This is a genomic window from Pseudomonas sp. XWY-1 (assembly GCF_002953115.1).
Lineage (GTDB): Bacteria > Pseudomonadota > Gammaproteobacteria > Pseudomonadales > Pseudomonadaceae > Aquipseudomonas > Aquipseudomonas alloputida.
The window spans coordinates 5,173,720-5,185,609 of record NZ_CP026332.1; the positions used below are offsets into that span (position 1 = coordinate 5,173,720).

12 protein-coding genes are annotated in these 11,890 nt (G+C 63.0%); 8 read left to right on the forward strand and 4 right to left on the reverse strand.

Translation table 11 applies throughout. From position 1 onward, the window contains the following. Window positions 1–276: 276 nt before the first annotated feature. Window positions 277–2,265, reverse strand: coding sequence for a hybrid sensor histidine kinase/response regulator (locus PRJ_RS24205; RefSeq protein ID WP_104962612.1), 1,989 nt, complete (start codon window positions 2,263–2,265; stop codon window positions 277–279). 265 nt (window positions 2,266–2,530) lie between these two features. On the opposite strand from PRJ_RS24205, the gene PRJ_RS24210 reads away from it, so the two are divergent. The 4 genes from PRJ_RS24210 to PRJ_RS24225 all read left to right on the forward strand — a co-directional run bounded on the left by PRJ_RS24210 (window position 2,531) and on the right by PRJ_RS24225 (window position 6,055). Continuing rightward, window positions 2,531–3,328, forward strand: coding sequence for a hydroxymethylpyrimidine/phosphomethylpyrimidine kinase (locus PRJ_RS24210; RefSeq protein ID WP_104962613.1), 798 nt, complete (start codon window positions 2,531–2,533; stop codon window positions 3,326–3,328). Between the two features lie 13 nt (window positions 3,329–3,341). Further along, window positions 3,342–3,965, forward strand: coding sequence for a thiamine phosphate synthase (gene thiE / locus PRJ_RS24215; protein ID WP_004576913.1), 624 nt, complete (start codon window positions 3,342–3,344; stop codon window positions 3,963–3,965). 16 nt (window positions 3,966–3,981) lie between these two features. After that, window positions 3,982–5,265 (forward strand): glutamate-1-semialdehyde 2,1-aminomutase, encoded by a 1,284-nt coding sequence (gene hemL, locus PRJ_RS24220; RefSeq protein ID WP_010955406.1) that lies wholly within the window; start codon window positions 3,982–3,984, stop codon window positions 5,263–5,265. Window positions 5,266–5,509: 244 nt separating this feature from the next. Beyond that, entirely contained in the window at window positions 5,510–6,055 is a 546-nt protein-coding gene (locus PRJ_RS24225; protein ID WP_004576914.1) for a tetratricopeptide repeat protein, read from the forward strand. A gap of 3 nt (window positions 6,056–6,058) precedes the next feature. On the opposite strand, the gene PRJ_RS24230 is transcribed toward PRJ_RS24225, so the two are convergent. Next, on the reverse strand, window positions 6,059–6,385 hold the full coding sequence (locus PRJ_RS24230) for a DUF1820 family protein (protein ID WP_003249769.1): 327 nt from the start codon (window positions 6,383–6,385) through the stop codon (window positions 6,059–6,061). Window positions 6,386–6,641: 256 nt separating this feature from the next. Here PRJ_RS24230 and PRJ_RS24235 point away from each other — a divergent pair, with 256 nt between their 5' ends. From PRJ_RS24235 to lnt, 4 genes are read left to right on the forward strand one after another with little or no spacing between them, the layout of a single operon-like run. Further along, on the forward strand, window positions 6,642–7,640 hold the full coding sequence (locus PRJ_RS24235; RefSeq protein ID WP_014592526.1) for a PhoH family protein: 999 nt from the start codon (window positions 6,642–6,644) through the stop codon (window positions 7,638–7,640). Beyond that, entirely contained in the window at window positions 7,633–8,106 is a 474-nt protein-coding gene (gene ybeY, locus PRJ_RS24240) for an rRNA maturation RNase YbeY (protein ID WP_010955408.1), read from the forward strand. Before PRJ_RS24235 ends, ybeY begins: the two co-directional genes overlap by 8 nt. Window positions 8,107–8,131: 25 nt before the next feature. Further along, window positions 8,132–8,971, forward strand: coding sequence for an HlyC/CorC family transporter (locus tag PRJ_RS24245; protein WP_003249762.1), 840 nt, complete (start codon window positions 8,132–8,134; stop codon window positions 8,969–8,971). An 8-nt stretch (window positions 8,972–8,979) separates the two neighbouring features. Further along, entirely contained in the window at window positions 8,980–10,497 is a 1,518-nt protein-coding gene (gene lnt / locus PRJ_RS24250) for an apolipoprotein N-acyltransferase (protein WP_019437045.1), read from the forward strand. A gap of 141 nt (window positions 10,498–10,638) precedes the next feature. Here lnt and PRJ_RS24255 read toward each other — a convergent pair whose 3' ends face one another. Beyond that, the gene (locus tag PRJ_RS24255; protein ID WP_104962614.1) at window positions 10,639–11,400 is read right to left on the reverse strand and encodes a YdcF family protein; all 762 of its coding nucleotides are present in this window, start codon (window positions 11,398–11,400) and stop codon (window positions 10,639–10,641) included. A gap of 134 nt (window positions 11,401–11,534) precedes the next feature. Then, window positions 11,535–11,849: a hypothetical protein gene (locus tag PRJ_RS24260; RefSeq protein ID WP_104962615.1), complete on the reverse strand. Its 315-nt coding sequence runs from the start codon at window positions 11,847–11,849 to the stop codon at window positions 11,535–11,537. Window positions 11,850–11,890: the final 41 nt, after the last annotated feature.

The window sequence follows — 11,890 nt, forward strand, 5'->3', positions numbered from 1 at the left end:
TTGAGAGTCCCAGTGAAGCACTGCTTGCGGGGTAGTCAAAGGGGTATTAATGACTAAACGTGTGGTTGCTGGCGTGCGCGCGCGTAGGTGGCGGCAACGGTGAACGGCGGGTGGATATCGGCCAGCAGACCCGGCCCTTTCGCGGGTGAACCCGCTCCTACAACGACCTGTGCTGTGTAGGAGCGGGTTTACCCGCGAATACGGTGGTGGCGGCAACGGTGAACGGTGGGTGGATATCGGCCAGCAGACCCGGCCCTTTCGCGGGTGAACCCGCTCCTACAGCGAGCGCCGCGCCTGCAGCATGTGCGGGCTCATCTGCGCCTGCGAAATCGCCATGTTCAAACTCAACTCGAAGCGGCTACCCAACCCGCGCGTCGATTCATGCGCCAATCTGGCCCCCAGCAACTCCCCCATCTGCCGGCAAATCGACAACCCAATCCCCAATCCGCCATACCGCCGGGTCATCGAACCGTCGACCTGGAAGAACCGCTGGTACAGGGTCGACTGCTCCAGATCATCGAAACCGATACCGCTGTCGCTGACGGTAAAGGTCAACGCCAGATCATCCGGCCCCACCCGGCGGCCACGCACCTGGATCATCACACCGCCCTGATGGGTGAACTTCAAACCGTTGTCCACCAGGCAACCCAGGCAGTGCGCCAGCTTCTGCCCGTCACCGAGCAACCCGTCCGGCAGGTCGGCCGGAATGTCCAGGCTCAGGTACAGGCCTTTGCCCAGCGCCTGCCCGGCATAACCGGCGCGCAAACCCTGCAACAGGGCGCGCAGGCTGAACGGTGCCGGCTGCGCCCGCAGGCGGCCGGCCTGCAATTCGGACAGGGTAAGAATGGCATCGACCATATCCATCATGCCTTGGGCAGACCCCACTGCCGTATGATGGTACTGAGCCATTTCAGCCCCCATCGGCAAGGTGTGCATCAGCTCGAGCGAGCCAATCACCCCATTCATCGGGGTGCGCAGTTCATGAGTCACGCTGGCCAGGAACTCGTCCTTCAGGCGATTGCTCCTGGCCAGTTGCAGGTTCAATTGCTCCAGCGTACGCCCAGTGTCGCGCAAGGTCTGTGCCTGCTGCTCGCGCAGGCTGTTGATGCGGTCGGCCAGCGCCAGCGACAGCAAGGCCACTTCCAAGGCCGAACCCAGCTGGCTGGCATACATGGTGATGAACACGTTCGGCAGGTAGCCCAGTACCATCAAGGTGTTGACCAGTCCGCCAAGCAGGAACGCCGTCCAGGCGATGATGAACCAGCGCGCCACTCGCAAGCCGCGCCACCAGGCATACAGGCCGGCGCTGAAGACGCTTATGGTGAACAGCAGCGCCAGCAGCGTGGCCATGCGCAGCGCAATGCCGTAAGGCATGCTCACCGCCAGTACCATGACCAGCGCCCCCCCCAGCATCAGCAGTTGCAACAGGCGATCGAAGCCACGGTTGAGGCTGCCCAATTGCAGGAAGTGCCGGGCGAACTGGCAACCGAACAGGCCGGCTGCACCAATGAACAAAGGCGTGGAGGCATTCGCCCACCAAGGGCTGTCTGGCCAGAAATAGGCTACACCGGCGCCGTTCACCGAGACCTGGTAAAGGCCGAACGAAGCGATGTAAAGGATGTAATAGAGGTAGCTGACGTCACGCACGCTGAGGTAGATGAACAGGTTGTACACCAGCATCACCAGTAAAACGCCGTAGATCATCCCCAGCACATACAGGCGCGTGGGCTGCTCTTCCAGGTAGGCTTCAGGGGACCATAACGCCAGCGGCGCTTGCACCGAACCCTGGCTGTGCAGCCGCAGGTACGCGGTGGTCACCTTGCCTGGCGGCAGTTGCAGTTCGAACAAGTAGTTGTTCTGCCGGATCTGCCGGCTGTCGTAGGGCAAGGCATCGCCGGTGCGCTGCGCCAGGCGGTACAAGCCGCTGCTGTCAGGCAGATACAGTTCGAGGTGATCCAGCGGCGGGTAGGCCAACTCCAGCAGCCATGACCGCGGAGCAGCGTTGGGCGCGGCAGTGGGGCGCAGTTCGACCTTGAGCCAGAACACCGAGGTGGAGTAACCGGCGTTCAGCACATCCTCATGGTGGGACTGAAAGTGTTTGGCGAAACCGGGGGCACTGACCTGAGCGATGCTGGCATTGCCATCGGGGTCTTCATAAACCTGCATGGCCTTGCCCAGTGGAAGATGCCGGGTAGCGTCGTCGAAATCGACCGCTCCGGCCAGCACGGGCAGCAAACCCAGAAGCACAATCAGCAAATAGCGCATACAGCCCCAGCATGGCCTGTCCGGTCGCGTCGCGGTAGCCTCCCATCCGTTTGAGACGACGTGATCCTGCAGAACCCGTTTGTCGAGTTATCCGAGCACTCTAGCATAGCCTCACAACCTGGCAATCGGCCACATAAAAACACAAAGAAAAGGCTCTAAATCAATGCTTTCAATAGAAAACCAATCAGCAACCTGACCGATCGATCAGTAAAACTCGTTTGTCGGACGATCCGCCCAAACAGGTTTGGTGGTAAGCTCGCCGACCATGAATACCTACAGCTCCCGCCCCGTTGTCCTCTGTCTCTCCGGCCACGACCCCAGTGGCGGCGCCGGCTTGCAGGCAGATATCGAAGCCCTGATCGCCCAAGGCTGCCACGCTGCACCTGCAGTGACCGCCCTGACCGTGCAGGATACCGTCAACGTTTCCGACTTCCGCGTGCTCGACCGCGAGTGGGTGCTGGCCCAGGCCAATGCCGTGCTGGCCGACTCCACGGTGGCCGCCGTCAAGTTGGGCATGCTCGGCTCGATCGAGATGGTCGACACCGTCGCCGAACTGCTGGCCGTCCACCCTCACCTGCCACTGGTCTGCGACCCGGTGCTGCGTGCCGGTGGCGGTGGCCGCCTGGGCAAGGACGAAGTGGGCTACGCCCTGCGTGAACGGTTGCTGCCGCTGGCGACCATCGCCACGCCGAACCTGCCCGAAGCACGCATCCTCGCCGAACTGCCCGAGGGCACCGCTGACGAATGTGCCGAGAAACTGTTGCCGTTCTGTAGACACCTGCTGATTACCGGCGGTCACGGCGACGAAGACGAAATTCACAACCGCCTGTACACCCAGGAAGGCCAGCACTTCACCTGGACTTGCCAGCGCCTGCCGGGCAGCTACCATGGCTCGGGCTGCACCCTGGCCAGTGCCCTGGCCGGCCGCCTGGCACTCGGCGAGCAGTTGGAAAGCGCCGTGCGCACCGCCCTGGACTACACCTGGCGCACGCTGCGTGACGCCGAGCAACTGGGCAAGGGCCAATACGTGCCGCGCCGCCTGCCCCTGGACTTCTGCTCCTGATACGAGGCCTTCAATGAAGCTACGCGGTCTGTACGCCATCACCGACAGCCAGCTGCTCGCCGGCCGTTTCCTGTCCCATGTCGAGGCGGCCCTGGAAGGCGGCGTGTGTCTGCTGCAGTACCGCGACAAGAGCGACGATGCTGCGCGCCGCCTGCGTGAAGCCGAAGGGCTGATGAAGCTCTGCGAGCGTTACGGCACCCAGTTGCTGATCAACGACGACGCCGAACTGGCCGCCCGCCTGGGTGTCGGCGTGCACCTGGGCCAGACCGACGGCCCGCTGACCCCGGCCCGCGCACTGCTCGGGCGTCAGGCAATCATCGGCTCCACCTGCCACGCCAGCCTCGAACTGGCCGCCCAGGCTGCCAGCGAAGGCGCCAGCTACGTGGCCTTTGGCCGCTTCTTCAATTCTGTCACCAAGCCGGGCGCGCCCGCTGCCAACGTCGGCCTGCTCGAGCAGGCCCGCGCCCAGGTGAAACTGCCGATCGCCGTGATCGGCGGCATCACCCTCGACAACGCCGCCCCGTTGGTCGCCCACGGCGCCGACCTGCTGGCGGTGATCCACGGTTTGTTCGGTGCCGACAGCGCGCAGGAAGTCACCCGCCGCGCCCGCGCCTTCAACGCCTTGTTCGCATCCTGATTCGAGAGATACTTCCATGTCCCGTTCCGAAGCCCTGTTCGCCCAAGCCCAGAAGCACATCCCTGGCGGCGTCAACTCGCCAGTCCGCGCTTTCAAGAGCGTTGGCGGCACGCCGCTGTTCTTCAAGCATGCCGAAGGCGCCTATGTCGTTGACGAGGACGACAAACGCTACGTCGACTACGTCGGCTCCTGGGGCCCGATGATCCTCGGCCACGGCCACCCGGACGTGCTGGACTCGGTACGCAGGCAGCTGGAGCACGGCCTGTCCTACGGCGCGCCGACCGCCATGGAAACCGAGATGGCCGACCTGGTCTGCTCGATCGTACCGTCGATGGAAATGGTGCGCATGGTCAGCTCGGGCACTGAAGCCACCATGAGTGCCATCCGTCTGGCCCGGGGCTACACTGGCCGTGACGCCATCATCAAGTTCGAAGGCTGCTACCACGGCCACTCCGACAGCCTGCTGGTAAAAGCCGGCTCGGGCTTGCTGACCCAAGGCGTGCCAAGCTCGGCAGGCGTGCCAGCGGACTTCGCCAAGCACACCCTGACCCTGCCGTTCAACGACATCGCCGCCGTCGAGAAGACCCTGGCCGAAGTTGGCCAGACCGTGGCCTGCATCATCGTGGAGCCAGTGGCCGGCAACATGAACTGCGTACCACCGGCACCGGGTTTCCTCGAAGGCCTGCGCGAGCAATGCGACAAGCATGGCGTGGTGCTGATCTTCGACGAAGTGATGACCGGTTTCCGCGTCTCGCTCGGCGGCGCCCAGGGCCATTACGGCATCAAGCCGGACCTGTCGACCTTCGGCAAGATCGTCGGTGGCGGCATGCCGGTCGGCTGTTTCGGCGGCAAGCGTGAAATCATGGGCTGCATCGCCCCGCTCGGCCCGGTCTACCAGGCCGGCACCCTGTCGGGCAACCCGCTGGCCATGGCCGCCGGCCTGACCACCCTCAAGCTGATCAGCCGCCCAGGCTTCCACGCCGAGCTGACCGACTACACCAGCCGCATGCTTGACGGCCTGCAGCAACGCGCCGATGCCGCTGGTGTGCCTTTCGTCACCACCCAGGCCGGTGCCATGTTCGGCCTGTACTTCAGCGGCGCCGACGATATCGTCACCTTCGAAGACGTGATGGCCAGCGATGCCGAGCGCTTCAAGCGCTTCTTCCACCTGATGCTCGACGGTGGCGTGTACCTGGCACCGAGCGCATTCGAAGCGGGCTTCACCTCCATCGCCCATGGCGACAAGGAGCTGCAGATCACCCTGGATGCGGCTGAGAAAGCCTTTGCTGCCCTGAAGTGATGGCCAGCCTGTACCGGCCTCTTCGTGAGCCAACCCACTCCTACACTCATGAAAGCGACACCCCTTTGTAGGAGCGGGTTCACCCGCGAAGAGGCCGGTCCAGGCAATAATTACGCACACACAATCAGCTGACTTCCCCAACCAAGCAGAAATTCGAGTAAAACTTTGTAAGGTTGGCGCTGCTTATCCCATAATGTGCCACCAGAGACATTGGCCGCAGCTTTGCAGAGGTAAGTCGATCCCCATGAACCGCACCGGCCGCGCCCTGACCCTGGGCTGCCTGTTGCTTCTTCAGCCCCTGCTGGCCCTGGCGGAGGGCGGTAACTCGTTGCTGATTCCGGCGACGGGCCGCTGCACCTTGAACGTTCAGCCTGAAGACCTGGCAAACGCCCTCAAGGCCTGCGAGCAGACGGCGACTGCGGGGGATGCCCAGGCGCAATTCGAACTGGGCGAGTATTACTACACGCAAACGCCAAAAAACCTGGGCAAAGCCCTGGACTGGTTCCAGAAGGCATCGCTGCAGGGCCAAGCCGACGCCCAATACCGTCTGGGCGCCATGTTCTTCCATGGCGAAGGGGTCAAGGCCAACAACGTGCAGGCCTACATCCTGCTGAAAATGGCTGCGGTCAATGGCGCCGAAGATGCGCTGGACATGGCCGACGAAGTGACCGAGCAAATGCCCCGCGACGAACTGGAGCATGCCACCCAGGTGCTCGGCCAGATTTTCCGCAAGTACCTGCTCGAACTGCAGAACGCCGAAGGGCGCACGCCGTTCTCGCCGCTTCCCTGAAGGTCACTTTTCCGGCATTGGCATCGGGAACGGCATCACATTGCCTCCACCCTTGGCCTCGCTGATCTTCGCCGTGCCCAGGCGCTCCACCTCATCGATGCGCACAATCGAGTGCATCGGCACGAAACTGCGGACCACTCCGTCGAACTGGCTCTTGAGCTTCTCCTCACTCGGGTCCACGACCAGTTGCGAGCGCTCGCCGAACACGAACTCCTCGATTTCCAGAAAGCCCCACAGGTCACTCTGGTAGATCTGCTTGGCGTACATCTCGAAGACCTGACCCTGGTTCAGGAAGATCACTTTATAGATGGCGGGTTCGCGTTTGCTCATGTTTGGCCAGATAACACATGCGTAAGAAAAGACGGGGATCATACCTGCACCGCCCCCTTCGCGGGCAAGCCCCACAGGTATTGCACCCACCTTCAAACCCGTGCAGTACCTGTGGGAGCGGGCATGCCCGCGAAGAGGCCAGAACAGGCACTATATACCTTGAGCCAACCCTTGATCGTTTCAGTGCTTTCGCCACTGCCATTCAAGGGTTATTCTTGAGTTCAACTCCATCGCCGTCGAGCGGCTAAAAACGACCTTGAACGCACCCATAGAACCCCATCGTTTCATCCTCGAACCCTTCGAGGCCCACCGTTTCGCCAACTTGTGCGGCCAGTTCGACGAGCACCTGCGCCTGATCGAACAGCGCCTGGCCATCGAGATCCGCAACCGCGGCAATCAGTTCGAACTGATCGGCGAACCCAGGACCACCTCCGCTGCAGAACAGCTGCTGCGCCGTCTCTATCGCGAGACCAAGGCCACCGACCTGTCACCGGAAACCGTGCACTTGTACCTCCAGGAGTCGGCTGTCGAGAACATCGACAACCCGGCCGTCAACGAGGTCAGCGTGTCGCTGCGCACGCGCAAGGGCAATATCCGCCCGCGCGGGCTCAACCAGCAGCGCTACGTCAAGGAAATCCTGGCCAACGACATCAATTTCGGCATCGGCCCGGCCGGTACCGGCAAGACCTACCTGGCCGTAGCCTGCGCCGTGGACGCGCTGGAACGCGAACAGGTGCGCCGCATCCTGCTGGTGCGCCCGGCGGTCGAGGCGGGTGAGAAGCTCGGTTTCCTGCCCGGCGACCTGGCACAGAAGATCGACCCGTACCTGCGCCCGCTGTACGACGCCCTGTACGAAATGCTCGGCTTCGAACACGTGGCCAAGCTGATCGAACGCCAGGTGATCGAAATCGCCCCTCTGGCCTACATGCGTGGCCGCACCCTGAACAACAGCTTCATCATCCTCGACGAAAGCCAGAACACCACGCTCGAGCAGATGAAGATGTTCCTGACCCGCATCGGTTTCGGCTCTACTGCGGTGATCACCGGTGACATCACCCAGGTCGACCTGCCCCGTGGCACCAAGTCGGGCCTGGCGCACGTCATCGAGGTGCTGAAGGACGTTCCGGGGATCAGCTTTACCCATTTCCAACCCAAGGATGTGGTTCGTCACCCACTGGTTCAGCGTATCGTCGAAGCCTACGACCGCTTCGAAGCCCGCCAGCCCAAGCCCGAGGCGCCCGGCAAAGATGCTTGAACTTGATATCCAACGGGCCACGGATGCTGCCACTCCAGAAGACGCCGCCTTGCGCCGCTGGTGCGAATTGGCGTTGCGCCAGCGCAGCGCCGACTCGGAAATGACCATTCGCCTGGTCGACGAAGCCGAAGGCCGCGAGCTGAACCACACCTACCGGCACAAGGACTACGCGACCAATGTGTTGTCGTTCCCGGCCGATGTGCCCGATGACCTGCTCGATATCCCGCTGCTGGGCGACCTGGTCATCTGTGTAGCGGTGGTCGAGCGCGAAGCGGCCGAACAAGGCAAATCGCTGGAAGCGCACTGGGCGCACCTGGTCATCCACGGTTGCCTGCACTTGCTCGGCTACGACCACATCGAGGATGAGGAGGCCGAGGAAATGGAAAGCCTGGAACGGGAATTGCTGGCAGAACTGGGTCACCCCGACCCGTATGCCGATGATGAAACCGACACAATCACACACTGATACACGAAGGATCACGAGAACCGCCATGAGCGAAGATCGATCGAGCAACGGGCAGAAGTCCTGGCTGGGTAAACTGACCCAGGCTTTTGCCCATGAGCCGAAAAACCGCCAGGAGCTGCTTGAGCTGCTGCGCGAAGCCCATCAGAACAAATTGCTGGACAGCGAAGCGCTGACCATCGTCGAAGGCGCCATTCAGGTAGCCGACCTGCAGGTTCGCGACATCATGGTGCCGCGCTCGCAGATGAACAGCATCAAGGCCGGCCAGTCGCCTCGCGAGTTCCTGCCGGCGGTGATCGACGCCGCGCACTCGCGCTACCCGGTAATCGGCGAAAGCCATGACGATGTGCTCGGGATCCTGCTCGCCAAAGACTTGCTGCCGTTGATCCTCAAGGAAAACGGCGACAGCTTCAACATCAAGGACCTGCTGCGCCCGGCCACCTTCGTGCCCGAGTCCAAGCGCCTGAACGTGCTGCTGCGTGAATTCCGCGCCAACCACAACCACATGGCCATCGTCATCGACGAATATGGCGGCGTGGCGGGCCTGGTCACCATCGAGGACGTGCTGGAGCAGATCGTCGGCGATATCGAAGACGAGCACGACGTCGAGGAAGACAGCTACATCAAACCACTGCCCAGCGGTGATTTTTTGGTCAAAGCGCTTACCCCGATCGAGAACTTCAACGAGTTCTTCGACAGCGAGTTCTCCGATGACGAGTTCGACACGGTCGGCGGCCTGGTGATGAGCGCCTTTGGCCACCTGCCCAAGCGCAACGAAACCACTGAGATCGGGTCTTACAAGTTCCGTATTCTCAACGCCGACAGCCGGCGGATACACTTGCTGCGCCTGACCCCGATCACCCGTTAAGGACAAACATGCGTTGGATCACCCGCCCCGGCTGGCCCGGTAACCTGCTGGCCCTGGCGGCCGGTGCTTCCACCCTCCTGGCCCTGGCGCCGTTCGACATCTGGCCGTTGGCGGTGCTGTCCATCGCGGTGCTCTACCTTGGCCTGCGCGAGCTCAGCCCGCGCCAGGCCATGTGGCGTGGCTGGTGGTTTGGGTTTGGCCTGTATGGCGCCGGCACCTGGTGGATCTACGTCAGCATGAACACCTACGGCGGCGCCTCGCCGCTGCTGGCAATCGTGTTGTTGCTGGCGTTCTTCGCCGCACTGGCCTGGTTCTTCGCCCTGCCCACCTGGCTGTGGGCGCGCTGGCTACGGCGCAACGAAGCACCACTGGCCGACGCCCTGTGCTTCGCCGCCCTCTGGCTACTGCAAGAGGCCTTCCGCGGCTGGTTCCTGACCGGTTTCCCCTGGCTCTACGCCGGCTATAGCCAACTGGACGGCCCGTTGGCCGGCCTTGCGCCGCTGGGCGGGGTATGGCTGATTTCCTTCAGCCTCGCCCTCACCGCCGCCCTGCTGTGCAACCTGCACCGCCTGCGCACCCGCCCCTCGTTCCTGGCCGTGGCCAGCGTGCTGTTGCTGGCCCCCTGGGTGCTGGGCCTGGCGCTCAAGGGCCATGCCTGGACCATTCCGGCAGGCGATCCGCTGAAAGTGGCGGCGATCCAGGGCAACGTCGAGCAGGACCTGAAATGGGACCCTGCGCACATCGACGCGCAACTGGCGCTATACCGCGACCTGAGCTTCAGCTCCAGGCCGGTGGACCTGCTGGTGTGGCCAGAAACCGCCGTTCCGGTGCTCAAGGACCAGGCCCAGGGCTACATCGACGTGATGGGCCGCTTCGCCGCCGAGCGCCACTCGGCGCTGATCACGGGCGTGCCGGTGCGTGAAGAAGTGCACCACCAGCGCCGCTACTACAACGGCATCACCGTCACTGGCGAAGGCGACGGCACCTACCTCAAGCAGAAGCTGGTGCCATTTGGCGAGTATGTGCCGCTGCAAGACGTGCTGCGTGGGGCCATCGAGTTCTTCAACCTGCCCATGTCCGACTTCGCCCGCGGTCCGGAAGACCAGCCGCTGCTGCAGGCCAAGGGCTACCAGATTGCCCCTTACATCTGCTACGAGGTGGTCTACCCCGAGTTCGCCGCCGGCCTGGCTGCGCGTAGCGACCTGCTGCTGACCATCAGCAACGACACCTGGTTCGGCAAATCGATCGGCCCCTTGCAGCACCTGCAGATGGCGCAGATGCGCGCGCTGGAAGCCGGCCGCTGGATGATCCGCGCCACCAACAACGGCGTGACCGCGCTGATCGACCCGTTTGGCCGCATTACCACGCAGATTCCGCAGTTCCAGCAGGCCGTGCTGTATGGCGAGGTGGTGCCGATGCAGCAGCTGACGCCTTACCTGCAATGGCGCTCATGGCCGCTGGCGATTGTCTGTGCATTGCTGCTGGGCTGGGCGTTGCTGGCAGGGCGTATTGCAAAAACCGTCTGATTGACGATACGCGACCACTGTAGGAGCGGGTTTACCCGCGAATACGGTAGTCGCGGCAACGGTGAACGGCGGGTGGAGATTGGCAGCAGGGCAGGCCCTTTCGCGGGCAAGCCCGCTCAGGGGATTATGTAAGCCGGTGAATCAGTAGAACACCCGATACCCCACCAACCCCACCACTTCATTGAACAACTGCCCGCTCTGCCACATCGCCCGGCTCTCTGGCAGCAGCCCGCCAAACGGCCGCGCATGATCGCGCCCAAGGAACCCCACCGGCGCCGGCACCACCTCGAACCCCGCCTGTTCAAAACTCCAGCGTGAGCGCTGCATGTGCCAGGCCTGGGTCACCAACACCACCCGGCGAAACCCCAAAGGCTGCAGCACCTTGGCCGTCAGCTGAGCATTTTCCCAGGTCGTGCGGCTGGCCTCTTCGCGCCATTTCACCTCGACAGCGAAATCTTCATGCAGGCGTTCCGCCATCAGCCTCGCCTCGCTGGGCGGCGTGCCGTAATGCAACCCACCACTGGTCAACACTGGCAGGCCCGAGGCTTTGGCCAGTCGCGCGGCAAAGCGCATACGTTCCAGTGCCGTGGCCGTGGGCTGGTCACCGCCACCCCAGGCCGGGTCCCCGCGCTCGCGCCCGGCGCCCAGCACCACAATGGCATCCGCCCGGCTCGCCAGGCCGGCCCAGTCGCTCAAGGCCAGCGGCGGCTCACTTTCCAGCACACGGGCGGTTTCCTGCACCACCAGCGGCAGGCTCATCAACCACAGGCCACCCAGCCCTACGCTAAAGCAAAGCGCCGCCAACCGTGGCCGCCGCGTACGCAGCCACCATGCCGCAAGCAGCAGCAAGAACAGCACGCCCGGCGGCATCAGCCATTGTTTGATGAAGAATCGGATCGGCATCGGCCACACCTCCTTGGCAGGCGTGCAGCCTAGAAGGATCGACGCCGGTCAACAAGTGCGTACCGGCGTCGATCTTGAGTTGTGTGATAGTGAAGAACCGGCGCGCGATAGCCTGCGCCTGGCGTCCTGAACGGCTAGCGATGTGGCAGCGTCCTGGATCTCGCCGTACTGGCGGGGCGTTTCTTGTCCTTGAGCCAGATGATCTTGGCCGATGTCGGCTCCGCTTGTGGGTAACTGCCGATAGGGGCATTGTGGCGCTCCGGAAGGGATTCCAGGTAGGCCTTGATCACTTCGAACTCTGCGTGGCTCAGGCCACGCAACTCAAGCTCAGCTGGCATCTCGTCGCGCAATCGCACCGAGGTCCTGGCCGTTTCCAGTGCCAGGCCAAGCCGGTCGATCAGGCGCTCGTAAAGCTCCGGTCTGATTGCGGGTAGCTGCGTCTCTCCCATCCGTTCACCTCATTGAAGGTAAGAATATCTCCCCCCACACC